Origin of the sequence: Pseudomonas sp. 5P_5.1_Bac1 (assembly GCF_025466015.1) — a bacterium.
Taxonomy (GTDB): domain Bacteria; phylum Pseudomonadota; class Gammaproteobacteria; order Pseudomonadales; family Pseudomonadaceae; genus Aquipseudomonas.
Genome location: NZ_JANLNX010000108.1, coordinates 150295 through 169707, shown reverse-complemented (window position 1 = coordinate 169707; position 19413 = coordinate 150295). Strand labels below are relative to the sequence as shown.

At 65.0% G+C, this 19413-nt stretch carries 16 protein-coding genes; 10 read left to right on the top strand and 6 right to left on the bottom strand.

What is annotated here, in order from left to right:
• Nucleotides 1-68: 68 nt before the first annotated feature.
• Genes NTD82_RS24090 through fepB form a run of 3 tightly spaced genes read right to left on the bottom strand, consistent with a single transcriptional unit; the run spans nucleotide 69 to nucleotide 3052 of the window.
• Nucleotides 69-1103: a FecCD family ABC transporter permease gene (locus tag NTD82_RS24090; protein WP_262130567.1), complete on the bottom strand. Its 1035-nt coding sequence runs from the start codon at nucleotides 1101-1103 to the stop codon at nucleotides 69-71.
• The gene (locus tag NTD82_RS24085; protein ID WP_262130625.1) at nucleotides 1100-2110 is read right to left on the bottom strand and encodes a FecCD family ABC transporter permease; all 1011 of its coding nucleotides are present in this window, start codon (nucleotides 2108-2110) and stop codon (nucleotides 1100-1102) included. Before NTD82_RS24085 ends, NTD82_RS24090 begins: the two co-directional genes overlap by 4 nt.
• Before the next feature lie 39 nt (nucleotides 2111-2149).
• Nucleotides 2150-3052, bottom strand: a complete 903-nt coding sequence (gene fepB / locus NTD82_RS24080; RefSeq protein WP_262130566.1) for a Fe2+-enterobactin ABC transporter substrate-binding protein — start codon at nucleotides 3050-3052, stop codon at nucleotides 2150-2152.
• Nucleotides 3053-3179: 127 nt separating this feature from the next.
• Between fepB and NTD82_RS24075 the strand changes: the two genes are divergently transcribed.
• Nucleotides 3180-3971, top strand: coding sequence for an ABC transporter ATP-binding protein (locus NTD82_RS24075; RefSeq protein ID WP_262130565.1), 792 nt, complete (start codon nucleotides 3180-3182; stop codon nucleotides 3969-3971).
• 43 nt (nucleotides 3972-4014) lie between these two features.
• Here the strand turns inward: NTD82_RS24075 and NTD82_RS24070 are convergent, their stop codons facing one another.
• Complete coding sequence (locus NTD82_RS24070) at nucleotides 4015-4785, bottom strand: IclR family transcriptional regulator (protein ID WP_262130624.1); 771 nt, start codon at nucleotides 4783-4785, stop codon at nucleotides 4015-4017.
• A gap of 284 nt (nucleotides 4786-5069) precedes the next feature.
• On the opposite strand from NTD82_RS24070, the gene NTD82_RS24065 reads away from it, so the two are divergent.
• Both NTD82_RS24065 and NTD82_RS24060 read left to right on the top strand, forming a co-directional pair.
• Entirely contained in the window at nucleotides 5070-7160 is a 2091-nt protein-coding gene (locus NTD82_RS24065; protein WP_262130564.1) for a TonB-dependent receptor, read from the top strand.
• 91 nt (nucleotides 7161-7251) lie between these two features.
• Nucleotides 7252-8556 carry an NtaA/DmoA family FMN-dependent monooxygenase gene (locus NTD82_RS24060; RefSeq protein ID WP_410017084.1) on the top strand — a complete coding sequence of 435 codons (1305 nt, stop codon included), beginning with the start codon at nucleotides 7252-7254 and terminating at the stop codon, nucleotides 8554-8556.
• Nucleotides 8557-8601: 45 nt separating this feature from the next.
• On the opposite strand, the gene NTD82_RS24055 is transcribed toward NTD82_RS24060, so the two are convergent.
• Nucleotides 8602-10272 (bottom strand): AMP-binding protein, encoded by a 1671-nt coding sequence (locus NTD82_RS24055; protein WP_262130562.1) that lies wholly within the window; start codon nucleotides 10270-10272, stop codon nucleotides 8602-8604.
• A gap of 179 nt (nucleotides 10273-10451) precedes the next feature.
• Between NTD82_RS24055 and NTD82_RS24050 the strand changes: the two genes are divergently transcribed.
• From NTD82_RS24050 to NTD82_RS24035, 4 genes are all read left to right on the top strand, one after another.
• Nucleotides 10452-11615: an isovaleryl-CoA dehydrogenase gene (locus NTD82_RS24050; protein ID WP_095153692.1), complete on the top strand. Its 1164-nt coding sequence runs from the start codon at nucleotides 10452-10454 to the stop codon at nucleotides 11613-11615.
• Nucleotides 11616-11714: 99 nt separating this feature from the next.
• The gene (locus tag NTD82_RS24045) at nucleotides 11715-13319 is read left to right on the top strand and encodes a carboxyl transferase domain-containing protein (RefSeq protein ID WP_262130560.1); all 1605 of its coding nucleotides are present in this window, start codon (nucleotides 11715-11717) and stop codon (nucleotides 13317-13319) included.
• A 3-nt stretch (nucleotides 13320-13322) separates the two neighbouring features.
• Nucleotides 13323-14141: a gamma-carboxygeranoyl-CoA hydratase gene (locus tag NTD82_RS24040; protein WP_262130559.1), complete on the top strand. Its 819-nt coding sequence runs from the start codon at nucleotides 13323-13325 to the stop codon at nucleotides 14139-14141.
• Nucleotides 14138-16099 carry an acetyl/propionyl/methylcrotonyl-CoA carboxylase subunit alpha gene (locus NTD82_RS24035; RefSeq protein ID WP_262130558.1) on the top strand — a complete coding sequence of 654 codons (1962 nt, stop codon included), beginning with the start codon at nucleotides 14138-14140 and terminating at the stop codon, nucleotides 16097-16099. Before NTD82_RS24040 ends, NTD82_RS24035 begins: the two co-directional genes overlap by 4 nt.
• Nucleotides 16100-16163: 64 nt before the next feature.
• Here NTD82_RS24035 and NTD82_RS24030 read toward each other — a convergent pair whose 3' ends face one another.
• Nucleotides 16164-16778 (bottom strand): LexA family protein, encoded by a 615-nt coding sequence (locus NTD82_RS24030; protein WP_410017083.1) that lies wholly within the window; start codon nucleotides 16776-16778, stop codon nucleotides 16164-16166.
• 126 nt (nucleotides 16779-16904) lie between these two features.
• Here NTD82_RS24030 and NTD82_RS24025 point away from each other — a divergent pair, with 126 nt between their 5' ends.
• The 3 genes from NTD82_RS24025 to NTD82_RS24015 all read left to right on the top strand — a co-directional run bounded on the left by NTD82_RS24025 (nucleotide 16905) and on the right by NTD82_RS24015 (nucleotide 19383).
• Nucleotides 16905-17243 carry a DUF6124 family protein gene (locus NTD82_RS24025; protein ID WP_095153697.1) on the top strand — a complete coding sequence of 113 codons (339 nt, stop codon included), beginning with the start codon at nucleotides 16905-16907 and terminating at the stop codon, nucleotides 17241-17243.
• Nucleotides 17244-17681: 438 nt separating this feature from the next.
• Complete coding sequence (locus NTD82_RS24020) at nucleotides 17682-18194, top strand: sigma factor-like helix-turn-helix DNA-binding protein (protein WP_262130557.1); 513 nt, start codon at nucleotides 17682-17684, stop codon at nucleotides 18192-18194.
• 52 nt (nucleotides 18195-18246) lie between these two features.
• Nucleotides 18247-19383, top strand: coding sequence for a M14-type cytosolic carboxypeptidase (locus NTD82_RS24015; RefSeq protein WP_371864253.1), 1137 nt, complete (start codon nucleotides 18247-18249; stop codon nucleotides 19381-19383).
• Nucleotides 19384-19413: the final 30 nt, after the last annotated feature.

Here is a 19413-nt window from a genome sequence, read left to right as displayed (position 1 = left end):
AGCAAGCTCGCTCCTACAGGTGGGGCGCTGTCTGTAGGAGCGAGCTTGCTCGCGATAAGGCCCACCCTTCACATCCGCCGATTCCGCGCCAACAGCCACAGCAAGTACACCCCACCCAGCATCCCCGTGGTCAACCCGATCGGCATGTTCAGCGACAGCGGAAAGCGTTGGCTAAGCATGTCCGCCGCCAGCAACAGCACCGCGCCCATCAACGCCCCGGACACCAGCGGCACGCCGGCGCTGCCGGTCAGGCGCCGCGCCAGTTGCGGCGCGGCCAGGGCGATGAAGGCGATCGGCCCGGCCGCGGCGGTGGCGATGGCGGTCAGCGCCACCGCCGCCAGCATCATCAACAAGCGCGTGCGCTCCACCGCGATCCCAAGCTGGCTGGCGCTGTCGTCGCCCATTTCCAGCAAGTTCACCCGCCGCGCCTGGTACAGCGCCACCGGCACGATCAACAACAAGCCCAACGCCGCCGGCAGCACATGGGACCAGGTGCGGGTGTTGAGCGAGCCGGCCAGCCACAGTTGCGCGATCATCACCTGGTCGAGGTTGCCGGTCACCAGCAGGATGGTATTGAGCGCCGAGAGCATGGCGCCGATGCCGATACCCACCAGCACCAGCCGATAACCGCCAGTGCTGCGCCCTTTCATCGACAGCAGGAACACCAGCGCCGCCGTGGCCATGCCAGACGCGACCGCCGCAACGGAGGTGCCGAGCGGACCGGCATCGAACAGGATGATCTGGACAATCGCGCCGCTGGCCGCGCCGGTGGTGAAGCCGATGATGTCCGGCGAGCCGAGGGCGTTGCGCGACAGCGACTGGAAGATCGAGCCAGCCATGCCCAGCGACGCGCCGACCAGCAAGGCGGTCAGCACCCGTGGCAGGCGCACGCGGGTGATCACCCGCTGCAAGGTGGGATCGTCCGCCGTGCCGAACAGGCCGGCGACCACCTGCGCCGGCGTCAGTTGCAGACTGCCAATGCCCAGCAGCAAGATGCCCAGCGCCAGCGCGGTTGCCACCAGCAGCAAACAAACCAGCGCCACCCGCGGGCGCCAGAGAAAGGAACAGCCGCCGAGGCGGAGGACCGAAGCGCTTTTGCTCATAACGTGTTCAACCGGTATTTACGCACCACGGCGATAAAGAACGGACCGCCCAGTAAGGCGGCGATGACCCCGGCGGCGATCTCCGCGTTGCCGCCCACTACTCGCCCGAGCACGTCGGCGGTCAATAACAGGATCGCGGCGAACAGCGCCGAGTAAGGCAGCAGCCAGCGGTAATCCGGCCCCACCAGCAGCCGCGCCAGGTGCGGCGCCACCAGCCCGACGAAGGCGATCGGCCCGGCGCCGGCAGTGGCCGCGCCGGCCAGCAGCATCACCGCCAGGCACGCCAGCAGCCAGGTGCCGCGTACACTGGCACCCAGTGCCTGGCCAAGGTCATTGCCCAAGGCCAGGACATTGAGGCTGCCAACGATGGCGAAGGTTGCCAGTGCACCCAGCGGCACCGCCACCAGCAGCACCGCCACGGCCTCAAAACCCGCGCGCTCGATGGAGCCGGAAGCCCAGTGGCGGAACTGGTCGAACACATCCGCCGGGGCGTTGAGGATGATGACCCCGGTCACTGACGCCAACAGCACCGACAGCCCTGCCCCGGCCAGCACCAGACGCACCGGGTTGGTGGTGGTTTCGTGGGCCTGGCCGAGCATGAACACCACAGCGCCAGCCAGCCCGGCGCCAAGAAAGGCGAACCAGACATAACTGGCCATGTTCGCCATGCCGAAGGCTGCAGCGGCGCCGATCACTGCGAGGGCGGCGCCGGCATTGATGCCGAGCAGACCGGGTTCGGCCAGCGGATTGCGCGTCACCGCCTGCATGATCGCCCCGGCCAGCCCCAGCGCCAGCCCGGCGAGGATCGCCACCAGGGTGCGCGGAATACGCATCTCGCGCACGATCAGGTGCAGGTCGTTATGCCGGTCATAAGCACGCAGGGCTTGCAGCACGTCGGCGGGCGGCACGGTGCGCGAACCCACCGTCAGGCTCAGCACCACCGCCAGCGCAAGCAACGTCAGGCCAAACACCAGCCCCTGCAAACGTCTACGCCGCCGACGCTCCATCAGCGTCAGCGGCGCACACGAAGAAAAACCGACGGCCACTTAACGGAAATTCCGCGCCACGGCGTCGATCATTTCCCGTCCTGAGTAGTAGTCGATACGGAACGAGCTGGGCCCCAGCGGATACACCCGTTTGTTGATCACCGCCGGCAGGTTGGCCAGCACCGGATCGGCAAGGAACGCCTGAACATCGGCGTCGGTGGCGCTGAGCAGGAACACGCTGTCGCCGGTGATCGCCGCCGACAGGTTCTCGCGGGAAATAAAGGCCACGTCGGAACTGCGCTTGACCTGCGACTCCAGCACCGTCGGCAGCCCTGCCACCTTGAAGCCGAGCGCCTCAATCACCCGCGCCTGCGGGCTGTTCTCGCGGGCGATGGAATAACTGCCGCCGATGTTGTAACCCACCACACTGACACTGCCGGCCGGCACCTTGAGCTGCGCGCCGACGTCGGCGGTGTAGTCGTCGAAGCGCTTGATCGCGGCGGCGGCCTGGGTTTCCAGTCCGGTCTGGCGACCCAGTTCGGTGGCGATCTGCTGCCAGCTCTGGTTCGAGTAGTTGACCACCAGCGTCTTCACGCCCTGGGCTTCCAGCTCGGCCTTGTGCTGGATCACGCTGTCGGCGCCGGTGGCGGAAATCACCAGCAGGTCCGGGTCCTGGCCGATCACCGACTCGATGTCGAACACCAGGTTCTTGTACAGCACCTGCACGCCGCGCTGATCGGCGACGTCAGCCCACTGGGTGAAGAAACCCTTGCCGTCGGACAGCCGACTCGGCGTGGTGGCAGCACTGGCCACCAGCGGCGCATCCATGGCCAGCAGAATGCCGGTCACGCTGGGCGTGGTGGAGACGATGCGTTTGGACGGGGTGTCCGCGGCCTGGGCGAAACCCGCCAGCAGGGCCAGGGTGGTGGCGCCGGCGAGGCGCAACAGCGAAGAAGTCGTCATGGTGAGGTCGATATCGGCAGATGGAATGCGAAGTGATACGATTTGAGATCGTTTCGCATTCCATATTGCGGAATAAATTCCGCACATGCAATACTGCCGCGCCATCATTGCCGAGGAACCCGCCCCCATGACGCACCGCCTGCAGGCCGATGCGCTGACGTTGCGCTACGAACAGCGCACCATTTCCACGGACCTTTCGCTGCGCATTCCAGACGGTTCCTTCACCGTTATCGTCGGCCCCAATGCCTGCGGCAAATCTACCCTGTTACGCGCCCTCTCCCGCCTGCTGGCTCCGGCTGCCGGCCAGGTGCTGCTGGACCAGCGCCCGATCGGCGAGTTTCCCGCTCGCGAAGTCGCCCGTTGCCTCGGCCTGCTGCCGCAGAGTGCCACCTCGCCGGACGGCATCACCGTGGCTGACCTGGTGGCACGTGGGCGCTATCCGCATCAGTCGTTCTTGCGGCAGTGGTCGAAAGCGGATGAACAGGCGGTAAAGGAAGCGATGGCGGCGACCGGCGTCAGCGAGCTGGCCGAACGTGCGTTGAACGAATTGTCCGGTGGTCAGCGCCAGCGGGTGTGGATTGCCATGGTGCTGGCGCAACAGACGCCGATCCTGCTGCTGGACGAGCCGACCACCTACCTGGATATCGCTCATCAGGTCGAACTGCTCGACCTGCTGGCGGACCTCAACCGCCAGGGTCGCACCGTCGTCGCGGTGCTGCATGACCTCAACCAGGCCTGCCGCTATGCCTCGCACCTCGTGGCGATGAAGGACGGCGCGATCGTCGCCAGCGGCGCCCCGGCGGAGATCTTCACCGAGGAACTGGTGGAGCGGGTGTTCGGTCTGGCGTCTCTGATCATTGCCGATCCGGTAACGGGTACACCGTTGCTGGTGCCCAAGGGCCGGGTGTTGCGGGGGTAGAGCCCCCAACAACAACGTCATTCCATCCGGCCATATCTCTCAATCACCCCTCCCAAGCCTGCCCACCCGTGGACTGGTTCACCCGCTTCGCCTCGCGAAACAACGCATCCCGGTCTTCCGGCGAATTCAGCCGGCCGAGGTCGGTCACGGTGGTCATGCAGCACACGATCTCGCCCTGCGCATCGAACACCGGCGCGGCCTGGCCGGTGACGTTGGACAGCAAATGGCTGGTCAGCTCGGCCCAGCGACTGTCGCGCACTTCATCCAGCACGGCCTTGCTCGGCGGCGTGCCGCGAAAATGCGCGGGCTGCTGCTTGCGCGCAGCGTCGATGGTGGATTTGGGCAGGAACGCCTGGAACACCAGGCCGCACGCGGTGTTGTCCAGCGGCAGTATGTCACCCAGCGCCAGCGGGTTCACCGAGAAATACGCGCTGCGGTACCAGCGCACCAGGGTCGGACCACGCTCGGTCCAGATCGCCACCCCGCCGCTGGCCGCCTGATGATGAGCCAGGGCCTTCATGTGTTGCGCAGCGATTTCCACCGCATCCACACGCTTGAGCGCGGCAATGCCGATGCTCAGCGCCGCCGGGCCGAGGTCGTAAAGGCCGGTGGCCGGGTCCTGCCGGGCCAGCCCTTCCTTCACCAGGCTCTGCAGGTAACGGTGCGCGCTGGAGCCACCGGTGCCGGTAAGCCGGGCGACTTCGCCAAGGGCCAGTTCGCGCTCGGCACTGGCCAGCACCTTGAGAAAGCGCGTGGCAATGGCCACCGACTGGATGGTGCCGGAGCGCTTTTCGTTCTGGGGCGCATCGTCCAGTACGGACTCGTCTGACTTCAAATGTCCTCTCCTCGCCGCTGTCTCGCGGCTGTTTCTCAACAGGCTGGGGTGCAGCGCCGCAGGCCGGTGGCGGCGCGACGCATGATACCGATTTTGCGGGCCAGCACATCAGGCAACGCGGCGCAGAGCCCTGCGTGGGGCCGCAAAACGAGCTTATCCGATCCCGGCACAAACCACATTGTGGAATCAATTCTTTATTGAGGAACGTAATAGCCACATGCTACGATCCGCTAAAGCTTAATAATTCTCATTTGGAGTGTCCCTTGAAGGCCTATTCACCCCTCACCCTCGCCCGCGGTTTCAGTGTTCTGACCCTCTCGACGCTGTTGGGCGCCACGGCGGCCATGGCCCAGGAAACCGCCGCCAGCACCAGCGCCGACAGCGTCACTTTCGAGCCCATCGTCATCACCGGGGAAAAGATCGAACGGGAACTGAAGAACACCGCGTCGTCGGTGACGGTGAAGACCGGGCGCGAGATCGACAAGGAGAAAACCGGCAGCTCCACCGTCACCGAAGTGCTCAATGACGTGCCCAACGTGATCTACACCGACAGCGTCGGCGCGCCGGTGATTCGCGGCATGGACAGCCAGGGCCCGAACAACGGCCAGAACGTGTTCTGGGGCGGCACCGTGCCACGGGCCACCATCAACCTCGACGGCCATTACCTGAATTACAACGAGATGTACTTCGGCGCGACCTCGGTCTGGGATCTGGACAGCATCGAAGTGTTCCGCGGCCCGCAGACCACCTCCCAGGGCGCCAACGCCATCGCCGGCGCGATCATCGTCAACACCAAGGACCCCAGCTTCACCCCGGAAGCCGCCTACCAGGCCGAGGTCGGCAACTACGATTCCCACCGCACCTCGCTGGCCGTCTCCGGCCCGTTGCTGGAAAACGAACTGGCCGCACGCCTGGCGGTGGACCACTCGGCCCGTGACACCTTCATCGACTACACCAGCAGCGCCTTCCAGAAAGGCAAGGCCGACAAGAACTTCAGCTCGCTCAACGCCCGCGCCAAGCTGCTCTGGCTGCCCAGCGCGCTGCCCGGCCTGGAAGCCAAGTACACCTTCTCCCACGGCGATTCCAACCGGCCCAGCCAGGAAGCCGCCGCGGCGCCGTACCACAAGCTCAAGCACCCGACCACGACCATGCCGAGCTGGGAACAGTCGACCAACACCAGCGTGCTGGACGTGAGCTACGACTTCGACAACGGCCTCAAGCTGCTCAACCAGGCGCAGTACTCGCTGTCCCATGTGCAGCGCTACACCGGCATCCCCGGCAACGGTGACGCCGATATCCAGCAGAAGAACCTGTCCAACGAAACCCGCCTGAGCTTCGGCGACCAGGACAGCAGCGTCAGCGGCGCCACCGGGGTCTACGTGGCGCGCACCAAGTCCGATGAAATGCTGTTGTTGAGCGGTCTCTCGACCTTCGACGACACCAAGGAAAACCTCGGCGTGTTCGGCGAACTGAGCTGGCGCCTGGACGACCGCTGGACCCTCGGCACCGGCCTGCGTTACCAGGAAGACCGCATCGAGCGCGAAGGCCGCTCGGTCCTGGCGCCGACCGCGCTGGACTACGAAAAAACCTTCTCCGCGCTGCTGCCGAAAATCTCCCTGGCCTACGCCGTGACCCCGGACTGGACCGTCGGCGGCATGGTCAGCCGCGGCTACAACCCAGGCGGCGTGGCGCTGAACCTGACCACTCGCAACTGGACCTCGTTCAAGGACGAATCGGTGTGGAACTACGAGCTGTTCAGCCGCGCCAGCGTGCTGGATAACCGCCTGCAACTGAGCGGCAACCTGTTCTACATGGACCACAAGGACGCCCAGTACAACATCCCGGTGGTGATCTCCACCGGCGTGTCGCAGTCCTACACCATCAATGCCGAGAAGGCCCACGCCTATGGCCTGGAACTGAGCGCCGACTACCGCGTGCTGGACAACCTGACCCTCAAGGCCAGCGCCGGCACCCTGCGCACCCGCATCGACAAGATCTCCGCCAACAACAGCTACGAAGCCAACGAATTCGCCCGCTCGCCGGGCTACACCCTGAGCTTCGGGCCGAGCTGGGACATCACCGACAAGTGGAACGTCTCGGCCCAGGTTCGCCGGATCGACGGGTACTATTCCGACACCGCCAACACCAAGAGCTACGCCACGGACGCCTACACCCTGGCCGATGCGCGGATGAGCTACCAGTTCAGCAAAGCGGTTGAGCTGTATGGGTACGTGAAGAACGTCTTCGATGACCGCACCGCGATCTACATGCAGCAGAACCGCGGCATCGGCGGCACCGAGGCGAGCATGACCACGCCGCGGATGTTCGGCGCCGGGATCAAGGGCTCGTTCTGATCTTGTCCTTCGCGAGCAAGCACGCGCCTACAGAAAACCTGTAGGAGCGAGCTTGCTCGCGATCCGTTATTGGCCCCACAGGAACCCCGTGATGACCCAACGCAAACTCCATATCGGCCTGTCCCTGGCTCCCACCTGGCTCAGCGGTGACGGCTGGCGCCAGGACAACAGCAATATAGAAGGTGTCTTCAGCGCCGACTTCGCCATCGACCTAGCCCGCCGTGCCGAAGCCGTGCACCTGGACTTCGTGTTTCGCCCGGATGTCAGTTGCCTGACCACCGAGATAATGGAAACCGCCCCCGGCTTCGCCAGCCTCGACCCGACCGTCCTGCTCGCCGCCGTCGCCCAGGCCACCTCGCGTATCGGCCTGGTATCGACAGTATCAACCACCTTCTACCCGCCTTATGTGGTGGCCCGGCAACTGCAATCACTGCACTGGGTCAGCAACGGCCGCGCTGGCTGGAACATCGTCACCGCCCTGCAGGGCCATGAGAATTTCGGCCTGGAACAGATGCCCGGCGCCGAGGAACGCTATCAGCGCGCCGGCGAGTTCACCGCGCTGGTGCAGGCGCTGTGGGCCAGCTTCCCCCACGAAGCGCTGAAGATCGACCGCGCCGCCGGCCGCTACGCCGACACTGCGCAGATCCGCCCCATCAGCCATGAGGGCGAGCACTTCAAGGTCAAGGGCCCGCTCAATGTGCCGGCCTTCCCCGCTGCGCGGATTCCGTTCGTGCAGGCCGGCTCGTCGGAGTCGGGCCGCGACTTCGCCGCCTCGGTGGCCGACCTGGTGTTCGCCCCGACCCCGGACAAGGAAGCCGCCCTCGAACTGCGCCGCGACCTGTCCCGACGCGCCGAGCGCCATGGCCGCGCACCCGCCGACATCCGTCTGTTACCGGGCCTGAGCCTGTACCTCGCGGCGACCCGCGAAGAAGCCCGCGCGCTGTTCATGCAGACCCACGCCCGCCTCGACCGCGGGCGCAAATTCGCTTCGATCAAGGAAATGACCGGGCTGGACCTCAGCGACTGGCCGCAGGACCGCCTCGTGACTCGCGACGACCTGCCGCCGCCGCTGGCGACAACCAGCAGCCGCACCCACACCAACCTGCTGCGCCGGCTGATCGAGCGGGAGTCGCTGACGGTGGACCAGTTGTTGCTGCGCCCGGAAGTGATCTCCGCCGCGCACTGGCAGGTGATCGGCACGGTGGACGATGCCGTCGAGCAGATCGCCGACTGGGCCGAGGCCGGGGCCATGGACGGTTTTATCGCCGCGCCGGGGGGCTCGGTGGAGTCGGTGCACCTGTTCCTCGACGAGGTGGTGCCAAGGCTGGTGGAGGCGGGCTTGTTCCGCGAACGCTACAGCGGCTCGACGTTCATCGAGCACCTGAGCGAGTACTGAAACCCTCGTCCTTGGGGCTGCCGGGCGGCAGCCCCGAAGACGTTTTCAGCGGCGCAGTTCCTCAATGCTGATCTCGCGCATGCGGAACTTCTGGATCTTGCCCGTCACCGTCATCGGGAATTCCTCGACGAAGCGGAAGAAACGCGGCGTCTTGAAGTGGGCAATGCGGCTCTTGCACCAGGCCTGCAATTCCACATCGGTCGCGCTGTGGCCGGGGTGGAACTTGATCCAGGCGACGATCTCTTCGCCATAGCGGTCATCCGGAATGCCGATGACCTGCACGTCCGCCACCGCCGGGTGGGTGAAGAAGAACTCCTCCAGTTCGCGCGGATAAATGTTCTCGCCGCCGCGAATGATCATGTCCTTGTTGCGCCCGGCAATGCACACGTAGCCCTGCTCATCCATGCTCGCCAGGTCGCCGGTGTGCATCCAGCCCGCCGGGTCGATAGCCTCGGCGGTGGCCGCCGGGTTGCCCCAATAGCCGAGCATCACGCTGTAGCCACGGGTGCACAGCTCGCCGATCTGCCCGCGCGGCACCACGCAGCCGTGCTCGTCGATGATCTTGCTCTCCAGTTGCGGCTGGGTCCGGCCGACCGTGGTCACCCGCAGTTCCAGCTCGTCGTCCGGGCCGGTCTGCAGCGACACCGGGCTGGTCTCGGTCATGCCATAGGCGATCTGCACTTCGTTCATGTTCAGTTCGCTGATGACGTGGCGCATCACTTCGATCGGGCAAGTGGCGCCGGCCATGATCCCGGTGCGCAGGCTCGCCAGGTCGAATTCCCGGCGTTGTGGCTGGTCCAGCAGGGCGATGAACATGGTCGGCACGCCGTACAGCGCAGTGGCGCGCTCGGCGGCGACGGCTTGCAGGGTCAGCAGCGGGTCGAAGGCATCGTTGGGGTAGATCATGGTGGTGCCGTGGGTCATGCAGCCGAGGTTGCCCATGACCATGCCGAAGCAGTGGTACAGCGGCACCGGGATCACCATGCGGTCCTGCTCGGTGAGGCCCAGGCTCTCGCCGACCATATAGCCGTTGTTGAGGATGTTGTAGTGACTGAGGGTCGCGCCCTTGGGGAAACCGGTGGTGCCGGAGGTGTACTGGATGTTCACCGCCTGGTCGAATTGCAGGCTCCGCTGACGGGCCTGGAAGTCATCTTCGCTGACCTGCGCGGCCAGTTCCGCCAGCGCGTTCCATGCCAGGAAGCCTGGCGGCGGCTCATCCGCCAGGCTGACCAGCCCGCGCAAGTCGGGCAGGCGCTCGCTGTTGAACTGGCCAGGCACCGCGCGCGGCAGCTCCGGCAGCAGCTCGCCGAGCATGCCGTGGTAATCCGAACTCTTGAACGCCCCCGCGCTGATCAGCCACTGGCAACCGGACTGTTTGAGCACGTATTCCAGCTCGCTGGTGCGGTAGGCGGGGTTGATGTTGACCAGAATGATCCCGGCCTTGGCGCTGGCGAACTGGGCGATGCACCACTGCGCGCAGTTGGGCGCCCAGATACCCAGGCGGTCGCCGGTCTTCAGGCCCAGGGCCATGAACGCGCGGGCATGCAGGTCGACGCTGGCGGCAAGTTCCGCCCAGGTGTAGCGCAGGTCTTGGTGACGAACCACGAGGGCTTCGCGGTCGGCGAAACGTGACACCGTATGGTCGAATGCCTGACCGATGGTCATGGCCAGCAAGGCTTTGTCCTGACGACCCTGGGTGTAGCTCGGTTGATTCATGGCGATCCCTTTTTGTGTTTGTTCTGGGAGCTGATCGGGGCGCGGACTACTCTGGCGCAAATTAACGTTAACGTAAAGGTCATGGTGATGATTGACAGTAAAGGGACTCAGGTTTACGTTAACGTAAAGGTGATTACCCAGACCCACACCCCTCCAAAAACAATCAAAGGTGGCAGAGCATGCTTTATCCCTCCCTGAACTTCGCCCTCGGTGAAACCGTCGACATGCTGCGTGACCAGGTACAGGCCTTCGTCGCTAGCGAACTGGCGCCACGCGCCGCGCAGATCGACCACGACAACCTGTTCCCCGCCGACATGTGGCGCAAGTTCGGCGACATGGGCCTGCTGGGCGTGACCGTCAGCGAAGAATATGGCGGCGCCGGCCTGGGCTACCTGGCCCACGTGGTGGCCATGGAAGAAATCAGCCGCGGCTCGGCCTCGGTCGCCCTCTCCTACGGCGCCCACTCCAACCTCTGCGTCAACCAGATCAACCGCAACGGCACCCACGAACAGAAAAGCAAATACCTGCCCAAGCTGATCAGCGGCGAGCACATCGGCGCCCTGGCCATGAGCGAACCCAACGCCGGTTCCGACGTGGTGTCGATGAAGCTGCGCGCCGAGAAACGCGGCGACCGCTACGTCCTCAACGGCAGCAAAACCTGGATCACCAACGGCCCCGACGCCAACACCTATGTGATCTACGCCAAGACCGACCTGGAAAAGGGTGCGCACGGCATCACTGCCTTTATTGTCGAGCGTGACTGGGCCGGCTTCAGCCGCAGCAACAAGTTCGACAAGCTGGGCATGCGCGGCTCCAACACCTGCGAGCTGTTCTTCGACAACGTGGAAGTGCCGGAAGAAAACATCCTCGGCGCGCTCAACGGCGGCGTAAAAGTCCTGATGAGCGGCCTCGACTACGAGCGCGTGGTCCTCTCCGGCGGCCCGACCGGCATCATGCAGTCGTGCATGGACCTGGTGGTGCCGTACATCCACGACCGCAAACAGTTCGGCCAGAGCATCGGCGAGTTTCAGTTGATCCAGGGCAAGATCGCCGACATGTACACCCAGCTCAACGCCAGCCGCGCCTACCTGTACGCGGTGGCCCAGGCTTGCGACCGAGGCGAGACCACCCGCAAGGACGCCGCCGGCGTGATCCTCTACACCGCCGAACGCGCCACGCAAATGGCCCTCGAAGCCATCCAGATCCTCGGCGGCAATGGCTACATCAACGAGTTCCCGGCGGGCCGCCTGCTGCGCGACGCCAAGCTGTACGAAATCGGCGCCGGCACCAGCGAGATCCGCCGCATGCTGATCGGTCGCGAGCTGTTCAACGAGACGCGCTAGAAGCAGCGGCAAGTTTCTAGCGGCAAGCTGCAAGAAAAAGCAGCTTGCCCCCCGATCCCTTCTTGCAGCTTTGACGTTTGAAGCTGCCGAGGACCTCCGATGATTCTGAAGTCTCAGTTGAACACCCGCGCCCCCGAGTTCACCGTCAACAGCGCCGCCATGCTGGAGCAGGTCAATGCGCTGCGCACCCTGCTCGCCCAGGTCCATCAGGGCGGCGGCCCCAAGGCTCAGGAACGCCATATCTCGCGCGGCAAACTGCTGCCCCGCGAGCGTATCGACCGCCTGCTCGATCCGGGCTCACCCTTCCTGGAAATCGGCCAGCTCGCCGCCCATGAGGTGTACGGCGAAGACGTCCCCGCCGCCGGGGTGATCGCCGGCATCGGCCGGGTGCAAGGCGTCGAATGTATGATCGTGGCCAACGACGCCACGGTGAAAGGCGGCTCCTACTATCCGTTGAGCGTGAAAAAACACCTGCGCGCCCAGACCATCGCCCAGCAGAACCGCCTGCCCTGCCTTTATCTGGTCGACTCCGGCGGCGCCAACCTGCCGCGCCAGGATGAAGTGTTCCCCGACCGCGAGCACTTTGGCCGGATCTTCTTCAACCAGGCCAACATGAGCGCCCAGGGCATCCCGCAGATCGCCGTGGTGATGGGCTCGTGCACCGCCGGCGGCGCCTATGTGCCGGCGATGTCCGACGAAACCATCATGGTCCGCCAGCAAGCCACCATCTTCCTCGCCGGCCCGCCGCTGGTGAAAGCCGCGACCGGTGAAGTGGTCAGCGCCGAAGACCTCGGCGGCGCCGACGTGCACTGCAAGACCAGCGGCGTCGCCGACCACTACGCCGACAACGATGAACACGCCCTGGCCATCGCCCGCCGCTGCGTGGCCAACCTCAACTGGCACAAGCAGGGCGAGCTGCAACTGCGCACGCCAATTGCCCCGCTATACACCGCCGATGAGCTGTACGGCGTGGTCCCGGCCGACGCCAAGCAGCCGTTCGACGTGCGCGAAATCATCGCCCGCCTGGTGGACGGCTCGGTGTTCGATGAATTCAAGGCGCTGTTCGGCACCACCCTGGTCTGCGGCTTCGCCCACCTGCACGGCTACCCCATCGCCATCCTCGCCAACAACGGCATCCTCTTCGCCGAAGCCGCGCAGAAAGGCGCGCATTTCATCGAACTGGCCTGCCAGCGCGGCATCCCGCTGCTGTTCCTGCAGAACATCACCGGCTTCATGGTCGGCCAGAAATACGAGGCCGGCGGCATCGCCAAGCACGGCGCCAAGCTAGTCACCGCGGTGGCCTGCGCCAAAGTGCCGAAGTTCACCGTGATCATCGGCGGCAGCTTCGGCGCCGGTAACTACGGCATGTGCGGCCGCGCCTACGACCCGCGTTTCCTGTGGATGTGGCCCAACGCGCGGATCGGCGTGATGGGCGCCGAGCAGGCCGCCGGCGTGCTGGCCCAGGTCAAGCGCGAACAAAGCGAGCGCAGCGGCCAGCCGTTCAGCGCTGACGACGAAGCGCGCCTGAAACAGCCGATCCTCGATCAGTACGAGCACCAGGGCCACCCCTACTATTCCAGCGCCCGGCTCTGGGACGACGGCGTCATCGACCCGGCGCAGACCCGAGACATCCTCGGCCTGGCCCTGTCGGCCGCGCTCAACGCGCCGATCGAATCCACCCGCTTCGGCATTTTCCGGATGTGACCGATGACCGACTTCAGCACCCTCGAACTGATCAAGGATCCCCGCGGCTTCGCCACCTTGTGGCTGAGCCGGGAAGACAAGAACAACGCGTTCAACGCGCAGATGATCCGCGAACTGATCATCGCCATCGACCAGCTCGCCACCGACACCAGCCTGCGCTTCGTCCTGCTGCGCGGCCGTGGCCGGCACTTCAGCGCCGGCGCTGACCTGGCGTGGATGCAGCAGAGCGCGGCGCTCGACTACCAGAGCAACCTCGACGACTCCCGCGAGTTGGCGGAACTGATGTACAACCTGGCGCGGCTCAAGCTGCCGACCCTGGCGGTGGTTCAGGGCGCGGCCTTCGGTGGCGCGCTGGGACTGATCAGTTGCTGCGACATGGCGATCGGCGCCGACGACGCGCAACTGTGCCTGTCGGAAGTGCGCATCGGTCTGGCCCCGGCAGTCATCAGCCCGTTCGTGGTCCAGGCCATGGGCGAGCGCGTCGCCCGCCGCTACGCCCTCACCGCCGAGCGCTTCAGCGGCGCCCGTGCCCGCGAACTGGGCCTGCTGGCGGAAAGCTACCCAACGGCGGAACTGGACGCCCGTGTCGAAGAATGGATCGCCAACCTGCTGCTCAACAGCCCGCAAGCCATGCGCGCCAGCAAAGAACTGCTGCGTGAAGTCGGCGCCGGCGAACTGACCCCGGCCCTGCGTCGCTATTGCGAGAACGCCATCGCCCGCATCCGCGTCAGCCCCGAAGGACAGGAAGGCCTGCGCGCCTTCCTGGAAAAACGCACGCCGGCCTGGCAGGCCGAACCGACCCCCAAGGAGCCACGCCCATGAGCCGTCCCGAGCTGACCACCCTGCTGGTCGCCAACCGTGGCGAGATCGCCTGCCGGGTAATGCGCACCGCCAAAGCCCTCGGCCTGACCACCGTCGCTGTGCACAGCGCGGTCGATCGCGAGGCCCGCCACAGCCGCGAAGCCGACATCCGCGTCGACCTCGGCGGGACCAAGGCGGCGGAGAGCTACCTGGTCATCGACAAACTGATCGCCGCGGCCAAGGCCAGCGGCGCCCAGGCCATCCACCCAGGCTACGGCTTCCTCTCGGAAAACGCCGGCTTCGCCAAGGCCATCGAACAGGCCGGGCTGATCTTCCTCGGCCCACCGGCCAGCGCTATCGAGGCCATGGGCAGCAAATCCGCGGCCAAGGCGCTGATGGAAATCGCCGGCGTGCCGCTGGTGCCCGGCTACCACGGCGAAGCCCAGGACCTGGAAACCTTCCGCGCCGCCGCCGAGAAAATCGGCTACCCGGTGCTGCTCAAAGCCACCGCAGGCGGCGGCGGCAAAGGCATGAAGGTGGTCGAGCAGGAAAGCCAACTGGCTGAAGCCCTGGCCTCGGCCCAGCGCGAGGCGCTGTCGTCGTTCGGCGATGCGCGGATGCTGGTCGAGAAATACGTGCTGAAGCCGCGCCACGTGGAAATCCAGGTGTTCGCCGACCAGCACGGCAATTGCCTGTACCTCAACGAGCGCGACTGCTCGATCCAGCGCCGGCACCAGAAAGTCGTCGAGGAAGCGCCGGCCCCGGGCCTGAGCGTGGAACAACGCCGCGCCATGGGCGAAGCGGCAGTGCGCGCGGCGCAGGCTATCGGCTATGTCGGCGCCGGCACCGTGGAGTTCCTGCTCGACGCCCGCGGGGAATTCTTCTTCATGGAGATGAACACCCGCCTGCAGGTGGAGCACCCGGTCACCGAAGCCATCACCGGCCTTGACCTGGTCGCTTGGCAAATCCGCGTCGCTCGCGGCGAGGCGCTGCCGATCAGCCAGGAACAGGTGCCGCTCAACGGCCACGCCATCGAAGTGCGGCTGTACGCGGAAGACCCGGCCAACGATTTCCTGCCGGCCACCGGCACGCTGGCGCTGTACCGCGAAAGCGCGCCGGGCGCCGGGCGCCGGGTCGACAGCGGGGTCAGCGAGGGCGACGAAGTCTCGCCGTTCTACGACCCGATGCTGGGCAAGCTGATCGCCTGGGGCGAAGACCGCGAACAAGCGCGCCTGCGCCTGCTGGCGATGCTCGACGAGTTCGCCATCGGCGGCGTGAAGACCAACATCACCTTCCTGCGGCGCATTCTCGCCCATCCGGCGTTCGCCGCCGCCGAATTGGATACCGGTTTCATCCCGCGCTACCACGACGACCTGCTGCCAGCCCCGGGCACCCTGCCCGCAAGTTTCTGGCAAGCAGCGGCGGAGGCGTTCGTGCAGGGCCTGCCGAACAGCGTGCGCGACGATGATCCGCATTCGCTGTGGTCCTCACGCCAGGGCTTGCGCGCCGGCGTGCCGGCGCATATCAGCCTGCACTTGAGCTGCAACGGCGAGCAGCAGGCGCTGAGCCTCGACCGCCAGGCGGCCTCGACCTTCCAGCTCGATGGCGAACAACTGCGGGTCGATAACGATGGCCTGCGCCGTCAGCACCTGGCGATCCGTCGCGGCGAAACCCTGTACCTGCGCTGGAATGGCGAGCTGCACACGGTCAACGCCTACGATCCGATCGCCGAGGCCGAGGCCAGCCACACCCAGCAAGGCGGCCTGACGGCGCCGATGAATGGCAGCATCGTGCGGGTGCTGGTGGAGCCGGGTCAGGTGGTGGAAGCCGGCACGCAACTGGTGGTGCTGGAAGCCATGAAGATGGAACACAGCATCCGCGCGCCGCACGCCGGCACCGTGGCGGCGCTGTATTGCCAGGAAGGCGAGATGGTCAGTGAAGGCAGCGTGCTGGTGGCGCTGGAGGAAGTGGCGGGCTGACGGGCCCGCCTGCAACAACGGCGCCCTCGCCCATGGCGGGTGGCGCCGTTGTGTTTTTCAGAAATCAGAGTTTGAGGTTGGCACGCACCACCACGCCGACCAGTTCGCAATCGTCGTCGCAGAGCATCATCGGGTAGGTCGGGTTCAGCGGCTTGAGAAAGCGTTGCCCGCCTTCCTGCACCAGTTGCCGGAAGATCCCCTGCGGACTGCCCGGCAGATGGGCGATCACCAGCTTGCCGACCTGCACCTCGACGCCGCTGTCCACCAGGATCAGCATGCCCGCCGCGATGCTCATGCCCGACGGCGCCGTCATCGCGTCGCCTTCGACCCGCAGCCAGTACGCCTTGCCCAGCGCACGGTATTCGGTGAGTTCGCCGCTGTCGGTCGCCTCGTCGCCCTCTTCTATTGCCCCCAGGCGCTGCCAGCCCGACAACGGATAGCGGTAGGCCGTGGGCAATTCGTAGGAGGCGGGTTCTTCAGCGAGGGCGGTGGCGCCCATTTCCATCTCGAGTTCGAGTGCTACAAGCACTTTGTTCATTTTTTCGAGAGAAATGCGCCGCTTGCCACGCAACCAGTGGCCAACAGCGCCCTGAGTGACCCCGAGGCGTTCGGCGAGTTGTTCTTGCGTGAGGTTCAGCGCACGCATCCTGATCTTGACCAGCTCAATCCATTTTTCCATCGCAGGCACGATACGGACTGTCTCCGGCCGCTCAATACACAAATTGTAGTATTTAAAATGCTGATAGAAATACATTGAGTACTATATTGCGAACTACCATCCACTCCTCTCAAGGAAGACCGCCCCATGAGTGCGCCCTCTCTCACCTACCTCGACAGCGAGGCAGCCCGCCGCGCCATTGATTTCTACCTTAATCCCGAGCCGCAACCCGCGACGGGGCTGAGTGATATGCAACTGGTGGTAGCCCGCCACGACCTGTCGTCGGAGGACGCCGGCGAGCAGGCAACCTGGCTGCTGCGCTGCGCCTCATCCAGTGCTTCGGACGCGGCGCAGCGCCTGCAAGGCAAAGCGCGGGAACAAATGCTCACGGTGATGCACCTGGTCAACCTCGCGCGCGCGATGCTGGAACACAGCCTGGTTCAGGCAGTGAGAAACGAAGAATGCGAAGCGCAGGCGCCGTGCTGAGGGAGGAAGAAAACCAAGGGGAAGGCCCGGGAAGCCTGGAGAGCGGAAACAGGGAGAAAGAATTTTCGTAGAATTACAGAAAATTCATTTGACTTGAAAATGAGAACGATTATTATTGCTCGCAACTGGTCGCGAGACTGGTTGGATAAACTGAAAGCCCTTAGGTCGGACTCTCAGATTATCTCCTCATCAGGCTAATCACGGTTTTTGACCCGGCTTTTTGCCGGGTCTTTTTTTTTGGCTCTTCAGGCTAATGAAGGCGGTGTGTTTCTTAATGTGGCGATGATATCAAAGGAATGTCTCAGGATGTAACCCCGAAGCACGGCTTTGCGGAATTTAGCACTTGAGAATCAATCTCGTTACTATTAATCTCATACCCGCATCAAGGACGATGCCCCCTTCCCCGCCTCCTCCGTTTTTCCAGCAAGGAGCTTGAATATGACCCGTCTGTTGCTGCCTCTGGACCATCACGCCGCGTGCGCCGATTCCACGGAACTGGCGTTGCTGCACCGCCTGAAAAAGCTGCCACGCCGGGTACAGCAGGTGTTCTTGCTGAACCGCCTCGATCAACTTTCCTACGCCGATATCGCTCGCCGCCTGGACCTGTCCGACGCCAGCGTCGAACGGCACATGAAACAGGTCCTGCAATGCACCCTGCCCGCGCCGTCCGCCATCGCCCGCAGCGCAGGCGAGTGGTACGTGCGTTTGCAGAGCCCGCAGGTCACCGCCAGCGAGCGCATCGACTTCCGCCGCTGGCTCGACGCCGCGCCGGAGCACCTGGCCGCCTTCCATGCCACCGAACTGCGCTGGCGCACCTTGCTCGCGCCCGCCCGCCTGCTCGGCGAAAACCAGTGGTACCGGCAAGGCCGCGCGGCGTTTTCCCTCGGCGGTTGCACCGTGGCCATGGGCCTCGGAGTGGCGGCGCTGCTGGCGTTGGGTTTCTGGTCCTGACCCGGGTTGTGTAGAGTAATGGGCCTCCATGACTCTACACAGGAACCTGGCAATGACTGCACTGAGCATCGACTGCGACTTCGATTCCGGCAATATCCTGGTACGGGATTCCAGCAATCCCTTGCAGGTCCGCCTGGCGATCCGTAACGACACCAGCAGCGCGCATTTCCAGTGGTTCCACTTCAAGGCCAGCGGCCTGACGCCAGGACAGTCCCACGGGTTCGTCCTGGAAAACGCCGGCGAGTCTTCCTACAACAAAGCCTGGGACGGTTATCAGGCCGTCGCCTCGTATGACCAGCAGAACTGGTTCCGCGTCCCGTCGCACTTCGACGGCAAGGCCCTGCACTTCAGCCTGCAGGCGAGCGAACCCCAGGCCTGGTTCGCCTACTTCGAGCCCTACTCCCGCGCCCGCCATAACCAGTTGATCGAACGCGCCACCCGCCTCGACAACGTGACCCTGCTGGCCACCGGGCGCAGCGTCGAAGGCCGTGACATTCAGCTGCTACGGGCCGGTGACGGCGCCCCAGGCAAACGCAAGGTGTGGATCATCGCCCAGCAGCATCCGGGCGAACACATGGCTGAATGGTTCATGGAAGGCGTTATCGAGCGGCTGGAGCGCAACGACGCCACGCTGCAAGCCCTGCTGGCTGCCGCCGACCTCTACCTGATCCCGAACATGAACCCCGACGGTGCCTTCCACGGCCACCTGCGCACCAACGCCAAGGGCCGCGACCTCAACCGAGCCTGGCAGGACGCCAGCGTCGAGCAGACCCCGGAAGTACTGTTCGCCCAGCACCAGATGAAACTCCACGGCGTCGACCTGTTCCTCGATGTCCACGGCGACGAAGAAATCCCCCACGTCTTCACCGCCGCCTGCGAAGGCAACCCTGGCTACACTCCGCGCATCGCCGCGCTGGAAGCGCGTTTCCGTAAAACCCTGTGCGGGCTGACCCGCGACTTCCAGGACGTCCACGGCTACCCGCGCAGCGCCCCCGGCAAGGCCAACCTGACCCTGGCCTGCAACGCCGTCGGCCAGACCCATGATTGCCTGTCCCTGACCCTGGAGATGCCATTCAAGGACCACGACGACGCGCCGAATGCGCTGACCGGCTGGTCGGGCAAACGCTCGCGCGAGCTGGCGAGTTCGGTGCTGGATTGCATCGGGGAGATGGTTGGCGAGTTGCGCTGATTCAACTCAGGGACTGAAATGCTGTGGGGC